At 69.7% G+C, this 17,847-nt stretch carries 13 protein-coding genes and 1 pseudogene; 6 read left to right on the top strand and 8 right to left on the bottom strand.

Annotated elements, in window-relative coordinates:
• The 5 genes from C5E41_RS15215 to C5E41_RS15195 all read right to left on the bottom strand — a co-directional run.
• On the bottom strand, window positions 1–256 hold a 256-nt coding region (locus tag C5E41_RS15215), incomplete at its 3' end, for a 2-oxoglutarate dehydrogenase E1 subunit family protein (RefSeq protein ID WP_258080987.1).
• A 168-nt stretch (window positions 257–424) separates the two neighbouring features.
• Window positions 425–4,231 (bottom strand): ABC transporter ATP-binding protein, encoded by a 3,807-nt coding sequence (locus tag C5E41_RS15210; RefSeq protein ID WP_104376475.1) that lies wholly within the window; start codon window positions 4,229–4,231, stop codon window positions 425–427.
• A gap of 84 nt (window positions 4,232–4,315) precedes the next feature.
• Window positions 4,316–5,110, bottom strand: a complete 795-nt coding sequence (locus tag C5E41_RS15205; RefSeq protein ID WP_258080986.1) for an ABC transporter permease — start codon at window positions 5,108–5,110, stop codon at window positions 4,316–4,318.
• The gene (locus C5E41_RS15200; protein ID WP_104376473.1) at window positions 5,107–6,036 is read right to left on the bottom strand and encodes an ABC transporter ATP-binding protein; all 930 of its coding nucleotides are present in this window, start codon (window positions 6,034–6,036) and stop codon (window positions 5,107–5,109) included. Before C5E41_RS15200 ends, C5E41_RS15205 begins: the two co-directional genes overlap by 4 nt.
• Window positions 6,033–6,779 carry a hypothetical protein gene (locus C5E41_RS15195; RefSeq protein ID WP_104376472.1) on the bottom strand — a complete coding sequence of 249 codons (747 nt, stop codon included), beginning with the start codon at window positions 6,777–6,779 and terminating at the stop codon, window positions 6,033–6,035. The genes C5E41_RS15200 and C5E41_RS15195 overlap by 4 nt, the downstream gene beginning before the upstream one ends.
• 162 nt (window positions 6,780–6,941) lie before the next feature.
• Between C5E41_RS15195 and C5E41_RS15190 the strand changes: the two genes are divergently transcribed.
• Entirely contained in the window at window positions 6,942–7,892 is a 951-nt protein-coding gene (locus C5E41_RS15190; RefSeq protein ID WP_104376503.1) for a helix-turn-helix domain-containing protein, read from the top strand.
• A pseudogene (locus C5E41_RS35095) lies at window positions 7,867–8,134 on the top strand (glyoxalase). Before C5E41_RS15190 ends, C5E41_RS35095 begins: the two are co-directional and overlap by 26 nt.
• 63 nt (window positions 8,135–8,197) lie before the next feature.
• On the opposite strand, the gene C5E41_RS15180 reads toward C5E41_RS35095, so the two are convergent.
• Window positions 8,198–9,235, bottom strand: coding sequence for a glutathione S-transferase family protein (locus C5E41_RS15180; RefSeq protein WP_104376471.1), 1,038 nt, complete (start codon window positions 9,233–9,235; stop codon window positions 8,198–8,200).
• Between the two features lie 65 nt (window positions 9,236–9,300).
• On the opposite strand from C5E41_RS15180, the gene C5E41_RS15175 reads away from it, so the two are divergent.
• Both C5E41_RS15175 and C5E41_RS15170 read left to right on the top strand, forming a co-directional pair.
• Complete coding sequence (locus C5E41_RS15175; protein ID WP_104376470.1) at window positions 9,301–10,095, top strand: enoyl-CoA hydratase/isomerase family protein; 795 nt, start codon at window positions 9,301–9,303, stop codon at window positions 10,093–10,095.
• 94 nt (window positions 10,096–10,189) lie between these two features.
• A complete protein-coding gene (locus tag C5E41_RS15170) occupies window positions 10,190–11,446 on the top strand; it encodes a class I adenylate-forming enzyme family protein (protein WP_104376469.1) in 1,257 nt (418 codons plus the stop codon).
• 24 nt (window positions 11,447–11,470) lie between these two features.
• On the opposite strand, the gene C5E41_RS15165 is transcribed toward C5E41_RS15170, so the two are convergent.
• Window positions 11,471–12,262 (bottom strand): tyrosine-protein phosphatase, encoded by a 792-nt coding sequence (locus C5E41_RS15165; RefSeq protein WP_104376468.1) that lies wholly within the window; start codon window positions 12,260–12,262, stop codon window positions 11,471–11,473.
• A 372-nt stretch (window positions 12,263–12,634) separates the two neighbouring features.
• Between C5E41_RS15165 and C5E41_RS15160 the strand changes: the two genes are divergently transcribed.
• Window positions 12,635–13,111, top strand: a complete 477-nt coding sequence (locus C5E41_RS15160; protein WP_258080985.1) for a TetR family transcriptional regulator — start codon at window positions 12,635–12,637, stop codon at window positions 13,109–13,111.
• A 53-nt stretch (window positions 13,112–13,164) separates the two neighbouring features.
• A complete protein-coding gene (locus tag C5E41_RS15155; RefSeq protein WP_104376502.1) occupies window positions 13,165–14,343 on the top strand; it encodes an amino acid deaminase/aldolase in 1,179 nt (392 codons plus the stop codon).
• On the opposite strand, the gene C5E41_RS15150 is transcribed toward C5E41_RS15155, so the two are convergent.
• Complete coding sequence (locus tag C5E41_RS15150; protein ID WP_258080984.1) at window positions 14,340–17,678, bottom strand: bifunctional RecB family nuclease/DEAD/DEAH box helicase; 3,339 nt, start codon at window positions 17,676–17,678, stop codon at window positions 14,340–14,342. The two genes, C5E41_RS15155 and C5E41_RS15150, sit on opposite strands and share 4 nt — an antisense overlap.
• Window positions 17,679–17,847 lie beyond the last annotated feature (169 nt).

Below are 17,847 nucleotides of genomic sequence, written 5' to 3'. Positions count from 1 at the left end.
GGGTCGGGGCGGTCTTCGGCGCGGCGTTGTTGACGTTCGCGGGGGCCGGAGCCGGAGTGGCCGGTGCGCTGGGGGCGGCGGTCGGCGCGGAGGCGGCGGGAGTGCTGTTGGCTATCTCACCCGGCGATTCCGGTGTGTAGTCGGCGAGAAACTCGTGCCAGCTCTCATCGACCGACGACGGATCTTGCTTGTACTTCTGGTACATCTCGTCGACGAGCCACTGGTTCTGTCCGAACTGGGATGTTGAGCTGCTCACAGCAGGTGTTCGCCTCATTTCGTTCTTCGCGCTGCGACGTTTGTGACGTGCCCGGCACGGGTCGATCGGCACGATATGCGCCGATGCGCCCTTTCTGAGGATAGGCCCAGCCGTGACAGCGTGCCCCAGCGCGGCCATGCGTAGGCGCACCGCCGCGCCACTGTCCGGTTAACCACCCCCGGACAGACCCAGCCTCATAGGTGACGACTCGTCCCCGGTCGAGAATATTCCTTCGTCGGAATCGGCTGCCTCCCAGAGTCGGTTATAGATTCCGCGCTCCGCCAACAACTGCGCGTGCGCGCCGAATTCCACGATCCGGCCGTGCGCGACGACCGCGATCCGATCGGCGCGCGCGGCGGTCGCCAAACGATGCGCCACGATCACCGTGGTGCGCCCGCGAGCCAGCGATCTGCTCGCTACCAGCACCTTTTCCTCGTTGGCCGGATCCAGCACCGCGGTGGCCTCGTCGAGCAGCAGCAGATCCGGGTCGACCAGCTCCGCGCGCGCCAGCGCGATGAGCTGGCGTTGACCCGCCGACAGCCCGCGCCCACCCTCACCGATCGGCTGGGCCATACCCCGCGGCAGCGTCTCGATCATCTCGAGTGCGCCGACCGCCGCGGCGGCCCGGGCGATTTCGGCCGATGTGGCATAAGGTTTCCCGAATGCAATGTTGCTGGCGACATCGCCGGTGAACAAGTGAGCTTCCTGAGGGACCACACCGAGCCGGGCGCGGAACCGGTCGAGCCGGTAGTCACGAATATCGATCTCGTCGACGCGAATGGATCCGGAGTGCGCCGCCGCATCGGCTCCGTCTCCGCCGGGATGCGAACGAGGGAGGTCGTAGAGGCGGGCCAGCAGTTTGACCACCGTCGACTTGCCGGCCCCGGTCTCACCGACCAGCGCGAGGGTCGAGCCGGCGGGGATGTGCAGCGAAACATCTTCCAGCGCAGGCGTTCTGGCATCGGGATAGCGGAAGGTGACGCCGTCGAAGCGCACGTCACCGCGTAGGCCACCCTCGATGTCGACCGCATCGGCCGGATCGGGAGCGATCGAGGACGGTGTGTGCAGCAGCGTTTCGATGCGCCGCAACCCGACCCGGGCCTGCTGGTAGCCGTCGAAAACCTGGGAGAGCTGCGTGATCGGCCCGAACAACAGGCTCAGGTAGAGCACGAAGGCCACCAGGGTGCCGGCGGTCGTGGTGCCGTGCGCGACCTCACGGGCACCCAGATACACCACCGCCGCCTGCGCCAGATCCGCCCAGGCCAGCACGAACGCGAAATACAGCGCGATGGCGCGCTGGGCCCGCAACCGGGCTCGGCGGTATCGATCGGAGTAGTCGGTGAATCGGCGGGCCGCCTCGGCCTCGTGGCGGTAGGCCTGGGTCGCGCGCAGGCCCGCGACGTTCTCCTGGAAGTCGGCGTTGACCGTGGCCACCCGTTCTCGCGAGGCCGAATACGCCGAGGCCGCGACGCGGCGGAAGAACAATGTCGCCACGATCAACGGTGGCAGCGCCACGAACACCACGACGGCCAGTGCGGCGTCGATCACCAGCAGCGCGATCACGATGCCGACGACCGTGACCAGGCTGATCAGGGCCGTGCCCAGCCCGGTTTGCAGGAATGTCGACAGCGCGTCGATATCGGTCGTCATCCGCGTCATGATCCGGCCCGAGAGCTCGCGCTCGTAGTAGTCCAGGCCGAGCCGTTGCAGGTGGGCGTAGCTGCGCACCCGCAGCCCGTACAGCACCCGCTCGCCGCCGCGGGCCGAGAGCCGGGTAGTGAGGGCCTCGTCCACCCAGCTCAGGAGCACCAGCACCACCCCGGCGCCGGCCGCGACCATCAGTACGGCGCCGCGATGCTGTCCGACGCCGTCGTCGAGTGCGAATCGGGTGAGCGCCGGAAACGCCACCGAGATAGCGGCGTCCACGGCCAGCAGCGCGACCACGGCCGCCAGCAGCCAGCGCACCGGCCGTAGCAACCGCACCAGCCGGAATGCCGGATCCGGCTGTTCCAGCTCGCGATCGTCGAGCCCCGGCTGTTCGGTGGCCGGAGCCAGACTCGCCAGGGCGGCCCGCATCTCCGGCGGCGCATCCGGTTCCGAGCTCGAATCCTCGGCAGACGCAAGGGGCTCGGCGTCCGGGAATGCGTCCACGCCCGGCTCCGCCGAACTCCCGCCCGGTCCCGCCAGCCGGATGACGCGGTCCGCGTGTGCCAGGGTCGATTCGCGGTGCGCGAGGATCAGCGTGGTGCGGCCGTGGGCGGGCAGGGCACCGAAGATCGCGGCCTCGGTGACGGCGTCCACCGCGGAGGTGGCGTCATCGAGGACGAGGATGCGCGGGTCGGCGAGCAGGGCACGCGCCAGGGCCAGGCGTTGCCGCTGCCCTCCGGAGAGCGTGAGGCCGCGCTCGCCGACGACCGTGTCGTAACCGTCCGGTAGTGCGCGGATGAATTCGTCGGCCGCGGCCATCCTGGCGGCCGCGCGGATCTCCTCGGGATCGGCATCCGGTGTGCCGAGCGCGATATTGGCGGAGATGGTGTCGGAGAACAGGAACGGCTCGTCGAAGACGACGCCGATCGCCTCGCGCAGATCGGCGGCCCGCACCCGCGCGATATCGACCCCGGCGGTCTCGGGATCCTGGTCCGCCCCGAAGAGGCTGATCCGTCCCGACTCGGGCGCATGCAATCGCGGCAACAGCAGTGTCAGCGTGGATTTTCCGGAGCCGGCCGGTCCGATCACCGCCACCGTCTCGCCGGGGCGCACGGTGAGATCGAAATCGTGCAGGACCGGGCGTCCCGGTTCGAATCCGAAGGTGAGGCCTCGGATGTGCAGGCCGAGCGGTCCCTCCGGCAGCGGTTGCGGATCGGGTGGGTCGATGCTCTCCGGAGCCTCGTCGATGACCTGATAGACGCGTTCGGCCGCCGCCCGGGTCAGCTGCGCCATGACCAGTACGTTGGACAGGATCCGGGTGCTCGACGCCATCATGGTCACGTAGGTCGCGAAGGCCAGGAAGGTGCCGACGCCGATCACCGAATGCAGCGCCAGCGCGCCACCGAGGGCGATCACGATCACCAGCCCGGCCTGTGGAATCGCCGCGATCGTCGGCGCGAACCGGGAATCGATGCGGGCCGCGCGCATCCGATGGGCGTAGAGCCGTCGGCCGTGCTCCTCCAGGATCCGCACCATCCGCGATTCCTGGCCGAAACCCTTCACCACCCGCACGCCGGTGACGGTCTCCTCGACGTGCTGGGCCAGATCGGCAGCTCGCTGCTGCGCCGACCAGGTGGCCGAGTGCAGCCGCGGCCGCACCCGATACACCACCAGCGCCAGCACCGGCACGGTCAGCAGCGACACCAGGGCCAGCGGCGGCGAGAGCACCAGCATGGCGACCGCGGCGAAGACGAAGATCAGCAGCGACGCCGCCGAGAGCGGCGCCATCGCGAGCAGCCCCTGCACCAATTGCAGATCGCTGATCGAGCGCGACACCACCTGGCCCGTACGCAACCGGTCCTGTCGCGGTCCGTCGTAGCGGTGCAGCGCGGTGAGCAGGTCCACTCGCACCTCGTGTTGGACATCCAGCGCCAGCCGTCCCGCGAGCCAGCGCCGCCCGTAGGTCGCCGCGAACCGGGCCACGGCCAGGGCGACCAGTATCCCGGCGATCGGAGCGAGTGCCCCGACCTCGCCCGTACGGGCCCGGTCCAGCGCGGCCTTCGCGGCCAGGGGTGCCGCGGCCTCCGCGCCGGCTCCCGCGACCACGGCCAGAATGACTCCGGCGAGCACCCGCGGATGGCCGAGGCAGGCCGTCCAGAGCCGCCGCAACCAGCCGCCGGGCCCCGCATCGAGCTCATGGCCGGGCTGCGCGCCGGACGGTGCGGACGACCCCGTCCCGCCGGTGCTGCGACGGCGCAGCCGGACGCGACCATGCCCGGGCGTAGATCGTCCGGCGGATCCGGCGTCGAGGGTTTCGGTGTCGTTCATGTCGATTCGACGGTACCGACGCGCCCCGACATCCCGCGTCTCCCGCACCCCGTCCACGAGATTCCGCCCGGATCGGTGGTCGAGTCAGATGTCGCGTGTGCGCAGATACCACCAACCGAACGCCCCGGCGGCGACCGCCCAGACCACCAGCACGACGGCCGAGGCCGCATTCGGCGGCAGGAACGGACTCTCAGGAAACGAACCGACCGCGACCGAGCCGATGGTGGCCGAACCCGGCAGCAGCACCACGACGCCCGCGATCCCGGCGCCCTTGGCGAGCAGCCAGATCAGCGGTTCCAGGATGAACAGCCATCCCGCCATCGCGATCACGGCCAGATTGGGTGAACGGACCAGCAATCCCAGGCCTACGCCGATCACGCCCCAGCACACCGCCGCGAGCAGGCCGCCGCCGAACACCCCGACCAGTCGCCAGCCGAATTCGACGGTGTGCCGCCCGAAGGCCAGCAGACCCAGCGCCGCGCCGATCTCCGCGCACGCCGCGAGAACCAGCGAATAGGCCGCGGCCACACCGGCTTTCGCGCCGAAGAGTACGTTCCGGTCGGGGGTGGACAGTGCGGTGAGTCCCATGCTGCGGTAGCGGTATTCGTCGCCGGCCGCGACCGCGCCGCCGATCGCCGCCGCACCCACCGCCATCGCGATCGCCAGATACAACCCGACAGTCGCGGTCCCGGTAACCAGCGCCTCGCGCGCCTGCGGACCCGAACCGCGCAGTGCGGACGCCGAAGCGACGACGAAGCCCACGGCCGCGAGCACCGGGGGCAGCGTCCATCCGGAGCGCAGCGCGGTGATCTTGCGCAGTTCGGCGGTCGCCGCCCGGTTCACCTCGGCGGGAACGGTGGGGAGGGTCGGCAGCATCATCGCGTTCCGTACATGGTCGCAGGGGCGGGGGCGGGATAGGCCGGCGGCGCGGACGATTTGGTGAGGATGGCCAAAACCCGATCCGGGTGGACGGGTTCGGCCACCACCTCGCCGAGATGGACCCGGGCCAGCGCCGCGGCGGCCTCGATCTCGGCGCGAGAAGCCTCGGCGACGGCAAGTCGGCCGTCGCTGCGCATCACCGCGTCGGTGAAGCCCTGCGCGGCCAGCGTGGTGGCCAGCGCGATCGGGCTCGATGCCGCGACCACCAGCCGATCCGGATGGTTGCGCCGCAGCCGCCGCGGACTGCCCTGATAGGCCACCGAACCGGCCGAGAGCACGATCACCTGATCGCAGACCGGTACGGCCGCGGCCAGGCTCTGCGAGGTGAACAGGGTGGTGCCACCGCGCCGGGCATGAGCCCGCAGATAGTCGAAAAGCCATGCCCGCTCGGGCGGTTCGAGACCTTCGAACGGATCGTCGAGCACCAGCAGGCGGGGCTGTGTGAGCAGTGCCTGCGCCACTGCGAGCCGCGTACGCAGGCCGTCGGGAACATCGCGCACCCGCGTCGTGGCGGCCTCGCCGAGGCGCAGCATTGCGAGCACGGCGTCCGCTCGCTCGTCGTCGACACCCGCGGCGGCCGCGTACACCCGCAACTGGGCGCGCACGGTCCGGGCCGGGTGCAGTCCGCGCGGCTGCAGCACCGCGCCGATCCCGCCGTCGTCGAAGGCCTCGGCGACGCCTGAATCCGCTCGCAACAGTCCGAGCAGAATGTGGATCAGCGTGGATTTTCCGGATCCGGGCGGGCCGACGAGGGCCGCGGTGGTGCCTGCCGGAACCGAGAACCCGACATCGCGCAGGGCGACCACACCCTCGAACTGCTTGTGCAGTCCGCTGATCGAGACGGCGAGCGAGCGGGCCGCGCTCATCGCTGCCCGGCCGTCGAACCGGGGGCCGGGCCGTCCGGATTGCCCAGTGCCGGAAGCGGATCGGCGTCGATCACAGTGCCGCGTGCGGTACCGCCGGACCACCGCATCGGGGCGGGGCCGAAAGCCTTGTGCGCGTTGCCGATCACATTCTTCCCCAGGGCTCGGTTGCCGAATCCGCCGACGGCCGCCCCGATTCCGGCCGGTAGCACCTTGCCGAACATGAGCATGCTGCGCTTGGTGACGAACTGGATGATGAATCGCTTCATCAGCGATTCGTTCATCCCCTTGATGCCGGGGATCCGCTCGGCCAGCAGCATGCCCCAGTTCTTGGCCGAATGGCCCACGCTCTGCTCCACGATCTCCATACCGCTCTCGCCGAGCACCACCGCCAGCACCAGCGCGCGCCGGCGTTCGTGGTCCTCGGGGGCGACGCCGTGGACGGCGGCGACGGCGAGGGTGAAGACGGCCGAGGCCTCGAGGAAGAAGGTGGTTTCCGCGCTCATCGCCGCGAGCGAGGTCAGGGTGCCCACCCCCGGGACGGCGGCGGTCGCGCCGACCGCGGTGCCGCTGCCGGTCACGGTCGTGAGATAGATCTTTTCCAGCCGGTCGAGAATCTGGGCCGGACTCTCGTCCGGATGTGCTCGGCGGAACCGGTCGACGTACTTCGCGACCGCGGGCGCCTGCACTTGTGCCCCGTTGTCCAGCAGTGACCGCACGGCCTTTTCCACGCCGCTGTCGAACATCGGTAACGCACCCCTCTCGTCCGGTCGGCACAAACTCTAGTGGTGCCGATCCGACGGCCGCGGACGAAGTCGGCGACGGTGGCCGATACGGCCGTCGACCGTGCAACGAACCGCGCCCAGGTCCGGTTCCGCCGTGTCCGCGCGCCGCCTACCGTGGAGAGGGTGAGTGGTGTGTCCGCGGGAGCGCGCCGGTTGCCCGCCCCGTCGTTGCGGCCCTACCTCGGCCGCTACGACGGATATCTGTTGCGCGGATTCGATCCGGGCGTGGACGTCGGCATGCCGAGTACCGCGATTACGGTGATCCTCACCATCGACGAGCCGATCGACGTGCCGGTGTCCTCCCATCCCGACCAGGCCGGAGGCCGCTGGGACGCGTTGGCCGGCGGGCTGACGCTGCGACCGACACTGATCGCGCACAACGGCTACCAGCAGGGAATCCAGCTGGCGGTCACACCGCTGGGTGCGCGGGCGCTGTTCGGAATACCCGCCGGGGAGCTGGGGGAGTGGATCGTCGATCTCTCGGATCTGCTGGGGCCCGAGGCCGAGCGGGTGCGGGAGCGTATCGCCGCGACCTCCGACTGGCGGGCGCGGTTCGCCGTGCTGGACGAGATCTTCTGCGCGCGGGTCGGCGCGATCGATGCACGCCGGCTCGAGATGGATGCCAATCTCCGCCGGGCCTGGCGGTTGCTGACCGATCCCGCGGGCGCACCCGCGGTGGACCGGGTGGCACACGAAATCGGCTGGAGCAGAAGACATCTGGCAGCGCGATTCGCCGGCGAGTTCGGCATCACGCCGAAAGAGGCCGCGCGGCTGACCCGTTTCGAGGTCTCGCATCGCATGTTGCGCCGCCCCGAGGTGAGCATCGCCGAGGTGGCCGCCGCGACCGGCTATTACGACCAGGCCCATATGGCCCGCGAATGGCGCGAACTGGCCGGTTGCCCGCCGTCGGCATGGCGTGCGCGCGAGGTGTTCCCATTCGTCCAAGACGACGGGGTGCCCGGCGCGAAAGGCTGGGTGCATGACCGCAACGACCGATACCGAAACAACCGATACCGCAACAACCGATACCGCAACGACGACCGCCCCGCTGTGGCCGACGTTCAGCTACCGTGACGCCCCGGCGGCGATCGATTTCCTGCAGCGCGCCTTCGGCTTCGTCGAAGTCGCCCGCTACGGCACCGCCGACGTGGTCCAGTACGCCGAACTAGGCTGGCCCGGCGGCGGGATCATGCTCGGTTCGCAGCGCCACGATTCCGCGCTTTGCGAGCAGCCGCCGGGGACCGGCTCGGTTCACCTGCCGCGATCCCGAAGGCGTGTTCCGGAGCTTCGGCACCTACGCGGGAACCTCCGCCTAACGAAAACCGCCGCACGAACCGATCCGGTGCGGAGGCGGGCCGACCGCCTCCGCACGGTGACGCTCAGACCCAGTCGGCGGCCGGAACTCGTTCCGCCTGCAGGGGTGGCGGAGGCGGCGTCCCGTCACCGAAGGGCTTGCCGCCCAGTGCTTCTCGGCCGTGCGGGGTGAGCCAGTCGGACAGTTCCGGCCCCTTCGGCACGATCCCGGTCGGATTGATATCGCTGTGCACGATGTAGTAGTGCCGCTTGATCTGCGTGAAATCGATGGTGTCGCCGAAGCCCGGCGTCTGGAACAGGTCGCGCGCATAGGCCCACAGCACGGGCTGTTCGGTGAGCTTGTTCCGATTGCATTTGAAATGGCCGTGATACACCGGGTCGAAACGCACCAGCGTGGTGAACAGCCGCACATCGGCCTCGGTGATGGTGTCGCCGACCAGATAACGCTGTTCGCTCAACCGTTCCGACAACCAGTCCAGCGCCGTGAACAGCCGATCGTAGGCGGCGTCGTAGGCGTCCTGGCTGCCTGCGAAGCCGCAGCGGTAGACACCGTTGTTGACCTCGGTGTAGACGCGCCGGTTCACCTGATCGATCTCGGCGCGCAGCGGTTCGGGATACAACTGCGGCGCGCCCGGCCGGTGGAACTGCGTCCACTCGGTGGAGAAGTCGAGCGTGATCTGCGGGTAGTCGTTGGTGACCACCTGTCCGGTCGGCACGTCCACCACCGCGGGGACCGTGATGCCGCGCGGATACTCCGGATCACGCGCGAGGTAGGCATCGCGCAGGAAGTGGATGCCCAGCACCGGGTCCACCTCGTCCGGATCGAGGTCGAAGGTCCAGCTGCGTTTGTCGTGGGTCGGCCCGCACAATCCCAGCGAGATCACCTGCTCCAGGCCGAGTAGCCGCCGCGCGATCAGCGTGCGGTTGGCCCACGGGCAGGCGCGTGCCGCGACCAGCCGGTAGCGCTGCGGTTCGACGGGATAGCCGTCACGGCCGTCGGCGGTGATCCGGGTCGTGATGTAGTTCGTATCGCGCTTGAATTCGCCGGGCTCGACATAGGTCGCGGTGTTCGAACCGGCGTTCTCGGTCGGCGAGGTATCCACCGCACCAGTCTGGCAGACCGGCGGCCGGGGTACCGGCTACGACTGGTTCTGGATAGATTCGGCGGATGAGCGATTCGAAACCCACCCGGCTGGAGCGGACCGAGACCGAGGCCGGCGCCCAGCTCGCGATCCTCACCATCGACCATCCGCCGTTGAACCTGTTCGATTCGGCGCTGCTGGGATCGCTCGCCGCCGATCTCGCCGAGTTGACCGCGAACCCGCCGCGTGCGCTGCTGATTCGCGCCGAGGGCAAGGTCGTCTCCGGCGGGGTCGACGTCCACGAGTTCGACGGGCTGAGCGTGGATCAGGGCGCCGAACTGTGGCAGCGCTTGTTCCAGGGCATCATCCACCGGGTCGAGGCCCTGCCGTGCCCGGTCGTCTTCGCCGCCCACGGCCTCACCCTGACCGCCGCCTTCGAGATCTCGCTGGCCTGCGACATCCTGCTGGCCTCACCCAAGGCCAAGTTCGGGCTGGTGGAGACGGTCGTGGGCCTGACGCCGTCGATGGGCGGCCCGCAGCGGCTGGCCGAGCGTGCCGGTTCCGGCCGGGCGCGGGAACTGGTCATGACCGGCGACCTGTACGACGCGGCCACCCTCGCCGACTGGGGTGTGGTCAACGCGGTGCACGAGGACGTCGACGCCGCGGCCCGGGCGCTGGCCGCCCGCCTCGCCGACGGCCCTACCCGCGCGCACGCGGCCACCAAGCAGATCATCGCGGCATGGCGTTCCGGCGGCGTCGAGCACGCCGATTCGGTGACGCCCAAGGTCTCCGGCGAACTGTTCGACACCGAGGATTTGCGGGGTGCGGTGCGCAGCTTCCTGGACGTGGGCCCGGGGAAGGCGAGCTACACCGGGCGGTGATCACCCGGACATCTTTATCGCCTAACGCCCCATGATTGTGATCTGCGTCATATAGTCGCAGATGCCTGTTGATCGAGGCATCCGGAGGGACTTGATGACGCAGCTTCTGATCGAATACCCGCAGACGCGAAATCCGTGGTGCGGCAACCCTCTTGCTCGCGGTGCCGACGGTGTGCTGCGGTACGGAAATCTCAATCCGGCCCTCACCGAACTGCTCGATGTGCAGGTACACGCGTTCTCGGCCCGGGAGGCGGTCGTCGAAATCGGCGGACCGCGGCTGACCTACCGGCAGCTGTGGCATGCCGCCTCCCGGATCGCCGGCGGACTGCAGGAACATGGAATCGGTTACGGCGACCGGGTGGCCGTGCGGATGCCGGTGGGCGTGCGCTGGGTCCAGGCCTTCCTCGGCGCCCTGTTGTCCGGTGCGGTGCCGGTGCTGGTGCACGACGGGCTCTCCGATGCCGTGGCCGCCCAGGTGATCGCGGACAGCTGCGCGGATTTCGTCCTCGACGGCGGCGGCGCCGACGCCGGGTACGCCGACTTCCCCGACGGCGCGGCCTTCATCGACGACGGTGCTTCGCTGAGCGAGCTCGCTTTGCTGTGCTATACCAGCGGCGCTGCGAGCCAGGGTCTTTCGGAGGCGCCGGGCGGTCCGCGCGGTGTGGAGTTGACCAACGAGAATCTGCTGTCGGCGGTGCGCTCGGTGGTGGGCGCCTTCGACCTGCCGACCGAAGGGTTGCGCAATCTGGTCCTGATGCCGCTGGCGCACGCGAGCGGCTGTGTCGATCAACTGCTGCCGACCTTCGCCGTGGGCGGCACGGTCGTCCTCGCCCCGGATCCGGCGATGATCGCCGAGGCGATCGTCGCCGAACGTATCGACATGGTGGCCGCGACGCCCCGCATCTTCGCGGGCCTGCTCCCCGAACTGGCCGGATTGCGGGCGGAGGGCGTGCGCCAGGTGTGCAGCGCGGGACATCGCGCCGAACTGGCCGCGACCGACGCCGGCACCGCGGAAATCGTGGCGGAGGCGCTGCGCGAGGTGTTCCCGCTGGCCCGGCAGTGGTCGGTATGGGGTGCGACCGAAACCAGCGGTATCGGACTGGCTCTGGTGGACAGCGGCGTGACGGCCGGCTGCGACGTTCTCGGATTCCCGTTCGGCGGTACGGAATTGGCGCTGTGGGGGCCGCGGGCCAGGGTGGGCAGCGGCGAACTGCTCTGTCGCGGGCCGAATATCACCCCGCGCTACTGGAACGACCCGCAGACCACCGAATCGCGGTTCACGGGAAGTTGGTTCCACACCGGAAATCAGGTCAGCATCGATACCGACGGCCTGGTCCACCGCACCGGATAGCCGGTGCGGGCCGGCAGTACCGGATCACTCGAGCATGCGGGTGTGCAGGGCGGCCCGCAGCTGCGGCGTAATGCCGATGGCCTCGAGATAGCCGTCGAGGGTGCCGTAGCGACGGTGCATGGCCTCGGTACCGGCGGCGAGGTATTCGATGCTCACCCCCAGCAGGGCGGGCGGCAGCGGCTCGCCGGAATTGCGCGCCACGTCGGCGGCCAGCGATTCGACCGCCTCGTTGCTGAGTAGATAGTCGGCCAGGACGTCGTCCTCGGTGACGCCGACGGCTCGCAGCAAGGTGGCGACCGCCCAGCCGGTGCGGTCCTTACCGGCCGCGCAGTGCACCAGCACCGCGCCGTCGCCGCGGGCCAGCGACCGGGCCATGGCGGCGATCGCGACGCCCGCCTCCGGCATCGAGGGGAATTCGGCGTAGACCTCGAGCAGGTCGAGGTGGCGGCTGGTCGTCGGGGCAGCGCCGCCTGCGGCGGCCTCGTGCGGCGGCAGTGCCGTCGCCTGCGGAGCCTCGTGCGGGGCCCGGGCGGCGCCGACCGCGGAGTGGAACGGTGTCACCTCCAGCCGCACGCCGTCGGGAAGGATGTCGACGCCCATCCGGTCGGCCTCGCCGGGCCCGCGCAGATCGTGCACGGTGGCGACACCGAGCCGACGAAGGGTGTCGTGCCCGCGTTCGTCCAGCCGGCACAGCTGAGCCGACCGGAGCAGAACTCCGCTGCGGATCGTGGTCCCGCTGACCGTGCGTAGTCCGCCGACGTCGCGGTAGTTGAAGGTGCCGGGAATGTGGAGATGATCGGGGCGCACCGTTGTCACGATTCCAGGTTATCGGCGGGTTCGAAGCGGTGGGTGGGCCTTGGCTCACCTGTGTGCTCGCCCACATCGAGATAACGATTCCCGCCCCGAGGCCGTAGAGTGCTGATCGTTTGCGCCCACGCGGCAGCCGTGCTGACCGTGGCGGATCCGCCGCCGGAACCTATCGCGGGATGTGTCGGGGCGGTAACAAAACAATCTTTCAGTACGGAATGACCCATTGAACCTGGTCGCGATCCCCGAAAACCCTCTAACATTGACGGATGTTGAACGGGTCGCCGAGGTAGACCTCGGAAGAGATCACCGCGGATCCGATGCCCGTTGAGCGAGCCGCGCAGGCGAGGTGCGCGAGTTCTTTCGCCGAGGGAGTCGTCGTTGAGCGCTAGTGGAGAGATGATTCGGGTCCGGCCGCGGCCCATCGTGCAGGAGGCTATCGACGCCGCGTCGGCCGCCTGCGACTGCACGGGCACGCGCGCGTTGCGGGTGGTTCTGCACGCCGGTCTGAGTGCGATGTGGTCGGCCATCCGGGCCACGCCGCAACGGCAGGTGCACATGCTGGATCTCGCGATCGGTGCCTTACGTTGCCGCTGGGAGGGGGAGGCCGACTGCTCCGGTCTCTCGGCGACGGAATGGCTGCGCGACCTGGACGCCGAGGTCGGTGCGGCGCTGGACGCGTGTGCCGAGCGTTCGAATACCCAGTGGATCGAGCCGGTGGCGGCGATATCGGCGTATGTGCTGGCCGTGATCCAGGGCGCGGTGCTGCGCTGGCTCGCCGACGGTGACGACGAGACCACGCTCGTCGTGCTGGACGATCTGGTCGCGACGCTGATCACCAAGGCGGTCGATCGGTAACGACGCGCCCGGTTATCCTGGACGTATGACCAGTTCCGTGATTGGCTGATGTGGTGACAGACGCGTCGCCCATCGCCGACCTGCACGCCGCCACCGCGGACCTCGATCCGCCCCTGGCCGCGCTGGACCTGAGCGCGTTGCGCGCCAACGCCGCGGACCTGGTGCGCCGGGCCCGGGGCGTACCGATCCGGGTGGCCGGCAAATCGGTGCGCTGCCGCGCGGTCCTCGAGGAAGTGCTCGGATCGCAGCTCACCGGCCGCGGCGGATTCGCCGGCATCATGTCCTATTCGTTGCGCGAGGCACTGTGGCTGGCCGGACACGGGGCACGCGACATTCTGCTCGGCTATCCGAGCGTCGATCGCGCCGCGCTGGCCGAATTGGCCGCCGACACGATCCTGCTCGACTCGATCACGCTGATGGTCGACGACGTCGCCCAGCTGGATCTGATCCGCGCCGCGGTCGGTGGCGCCGGAATCAGCCCGCGCGTATGCCTGGACGTCGATGCCTCGTTGCGGATCGGTCCGCTGCACCTGGGGGTGCGCCGATCGCCGATCCGGACACCGGAGCAGGCCGAGCGGCTGGCCCGGGTCGCCCGCGAGCGCGGCTTCCGGGTGGTGGGTGTGATGACCTACGAGGCCCAGATCGCCGGCCTGCCCGACACCAATCCCGCGGTGCGGCTGGTCAAACGGCTCTCCGCGGCCGAGATCGGCACTCGCCGCAGGCATGTGCTGGAGGCCGTGCGTTCGGTGGCCGGTGAGCTCGAGATCGTCAACAGCGGCGGCAGCGGGTCGATCGAGGTGAGTGTGGCAGCGCCCGAGGTCACCGAGGTGACCGCCGGATCCGGTCTCTACGTGCCGACGCTGTTCGACGGATATCGCGCGTTCACGCCTCGTCCCGCGCTGTATTTCGCACTGCCGGTGCTGCGCCGCCCGGCCGCCGAGATCGCCACCGTCTTCGCCGGCGGCTATATCGCCTCCGGGCCGGCCGGTGCCTCCCGGGTGCCGAAGCCGGTGTGGCCCAAGGGGTTACGGTTGATCGGCACCGAGGGAGCGGGGGAGGTGCAGACCCCGTTCACGGGCGCCGCGGGCCTGGCCGTCGGGGATCGGGTGTGGATGCGCCACGCCAAGGCAGGTGAGCTCTGCGAACGCTTCGATGCCATCCACATCGTGGATGCCGACGACCGGCGCACGACGGTGCCGACCTATCGGGGCGAGGGCCGCAATTTCGGCTAGCCGCGCCCGGTCAGTTCGAGGTAGGCGGCCAGATCGGGCAGCTGTTCGGGTGTTTCGGGCAGATAGTCGGTGAGCAGCGGCGACGCCACGACGATCGCCGACCACATCGCCCGGGACACGGTGGTGGTCAGCCAGTGCCGCGAGAGCAGATCATCCATTCCGTGCGGTGCGTCGGCGGGGGCCGAGGTCGCCATCGAGATCAGCACGACCGCCGCCTCCCGGCCCCGGAAGCGATCGGCGGTGCCGACCACCACATCCTCGATCCGGGCCCGCGACAACAGCATTCGAATGCGTGCCACCTGTGCGTGGTAGGGCGTGACCACCAGGATGTCGTGCGGATGCAGTCGCCGCGTGAGTACGCCCTGGCGCCAGGTGCGGCCCAGCAGGGACCGGACCTGACGGACGATCTCGCGGGCCTCCTCCGCGGATTCGGTGCTGTTGCCGTGATGTTCCACCGGCACCGCGCGCACACCCGGCGCGACGCCCTCGAGTTCGCGGGCGAGGGTGACCGTCTCGTTGGAGCGCAGCCGACGGCCGTAGCGCAGCGACGACACCGGCCCGCACACCTGGGGATGCATCCGCCAGGTGCGTTCCAGGAAATAGCCGAAAGCCGTGGGCACCGTGGGGTTGTCGCCGACGATGCGGCCCAGGGCCGATTCGTGGACGGGCTCCGGGTGCAGGCCGGTACCCGGCAGCGGAGCCGGATCGCCGATCAGCAGCAGATTCCGCGCCGACGCGCCGACCGCGATCGCCTGCGCCAGCGGGAAATACCCGGCGTCGGCGATTACCAGGAGGTCCAGACTCTGCGGCGCCACCTGCTCGGGATCGGTGAAATCGCCGGTCAGTCCGCCGATCACACAACCGTTCACCGCGTTGTCGAGAAAGCGCGGATAGCGGTCGGCCGCGATTCCGAGCCATTCCGGAGCCACGGTGTGCACATCCGATTTGGCGACCAATTCGGGCAGTACGCCCACGCGGACCACGGCGTCGAGCAGCACCTCGGCGGCCGAATGTGTTTGCGCCACCACCCCGACGCGCCACTTGTAGCGGGTCACCAGCCGCTCGATCACCCGCGCCGCGGTGTCGAGTTTGCCGGTGCCCGAGGGCCCCTGCACCGCGAGATACGAGCGGTCGAGATCGAGCACCGCCGCGGTGATCGCGGCCGCGTAGTCGCCGAAGACCTGCGGCAGCGCGGTCGCACCGTGCAGCCGGGGCCGCCGCCGGCACAGCAGATCGAAGGCGGCCGTCAGCGGGACGTCCGGCAGGCTGACCAGCAGATCGTGCGCCACGGCGTTCAGCGCCTGTTCCAGATTGTCGTCGCGGCCCGGTGGATCGGGCACGATGGCGACCGGCAGTTCGTCGTAGGGGGCGCAGCCCGGCGGCAGCAGCTCCTCCACCCGCACCACATCGTCGAAGTTGTCGTCGAGGGCGAAGCCGAGCACCGTCGCCGCCGCGGTGGCGCGCCGGCCGGGGGTCGCCGGGAGGTCGGGGACGGGCGAATCGTAGAGCGTGCGTACCGCGGTGCCCGGAGGCGGCGGGCGTCCGGTGCCGAGCCTGCCGGTCAGCTTCAGATAGCGCCGCATCGGCCGGTCGTCGGTGTGCTGCCATTTGGTGTCGACGCTGGCCCAGTCCGCGACGAGAACGCCCGGGGTATCGGCCCATTCGCCGATCGGCCGATGCAGACGGTCCTCGTGCGCCCAGTGCAGCGGCTGCCGCTCACGCCGGTGATAACCCAGTACCGCGGCCATCATCGCGGCGGCTTGTTGTCCGGCACTGCGGGTGTCGTCGTAGTCGAAGGCGAATTCGCGCAGCGCCGCCTCCACCGCGGCCGGTTGTTCGGCGAGGGTGCGGCGTGGGAGCGGGCAGGGCTGGATGTCGTGCTCGGCGGCGAGTTCGCATAGTCGCTCGCGCAGCCGCAGTGTTGCGGCACAGGAGGATTCGAGATCGGAGCGAACCGGTTCCGCCTCGGGATCGAGCAGACCGAGTACTTCCGGCAGATCGTAGGACCGGGCGCCGATCAGCAGCGCGGAACGCACGATCGGGTACAGGTCCAGCAGCGCGCCGAGCAGCTCGTCGGCGGTCTCCTCGTCCGCGCCGCAGCGCGCGCACAAGTCGGCCAGCAGCGTCCGGATCGGCGAACAGAAGTGGTAGATCCGCAGGTCGGGATGATGCTGCTGGCGGTCGGCGAGAAATTCCAGCAGCGCTACCGGATCGTGCGTGGTGAAGGCGTGGAACAGGAACACGCCGTCGCCGCCGTCCGCCCCGCGAGCGGCGACCCCGACGCCGACGGCCGATCCGGCGACCGAGACGAAGACATCCCAGCCGTCGGGCCGGGCCAGCTCACCGAACGCGGCCGCATCGGTGACCGCGTAGGCCGGACGCCCGGTGCGCTCGCGGCACAACTGCAGCTCGGCCTGCCGTCGCAACGTCGAAAAGGTCTGTACCGCAACGCCGGTCACCGACGAATCAGCGGCGGCGAGGCGATCGACCGTGGTGATGCCGGCATCGCGCAGCTGCGCCCGCACCGACGGTCGCATCCCGGCCACCAGCAGCAGATCGCGCCCGGCCTCCAGTTCGGCGGTGCAGCTCTCGCATCGCCCGCAGGCGAGATAGCGGCGGTCTCCCCACTGCACGGGCAGCAGTTCGTCCTGCTTGGCGGTGAGGATCGTGGCGAGCCGATTCCGTCGCGCCGCGTACACCGTTTCGGCCGGACCGAGTTCGTAGATCCGTTCCGCACCCGCGGCATCCCGAATCCGGACCCACGGATCGACGTCGAACCCGTTGTCGCGCACCATGCGCGCACACGCGGCCGCCTCCATGAGCGCCGCGACATCGGACGACATCGAACGGATGTACAGGATGAAGGAGGAATGCGGAGTCGGTGAAGCGTCGAGGTCCGGGGCGCCGACGGCTGCGGTCGCGGACTCGCCGGTCGCACCGATGTCCGGCAGCGCCGCGGCCGCGGGCCGCCGGGTCCGCACCGGTGCGGGGTCGTCGCGGCGGACAAGGACGGCGCATCCGGCCGCGAAGGATCCGTCGAAGAAGGTGGCCCCGAATATCGCCGGTGCGTCGGTGCCGAGTGCGGCGACGGTCCGCTCGTGTGCGCGGCGCAATTCCGTGGCCGTGGCGGCCGGCGCATCGATGCGGATCACGGTCGCGCCGAGAGCCGCGTGGACATCGTCGAACACCTCGTCCGGCAGTGCGTCCGACCCTAGCGGAAAGTCCACCGGATCGGCCGCATTCGGCGAAACGACAAGGCCCAGTTCGGTATCGAGCGCGCGCAGCAGCGCGAATTCGCAGCGCGCTGCCCTCACCAGGTCATTGGTGCTGCACACGACACGATCACCGAACAGAATCAATCGCGGCCCTCCTGAGTTCCGGACACCCGCGCGCGGCCGACGCACCGCTCGCGTGCCGAGTCGCGCAACAGCGTAATCATTCGAGGTCGTACGGCGTGGCGTGAGGGGGGCGTGTCGGATATCGGTCTCACTTCGCCGGGCCGTG

This window comes from Nocardia nova, from assembly GCF_002933465.1.
Taxonomy (GTDB): Bacteria; Actinomycetota; Actinomycetes; order Mycobacteriales; family Mycobacteriaceae; genus Nocardia; species Nocardia nova_B.
This window is presented reverse-complemented; position numbering and strand designations above follow the sequence as displayed.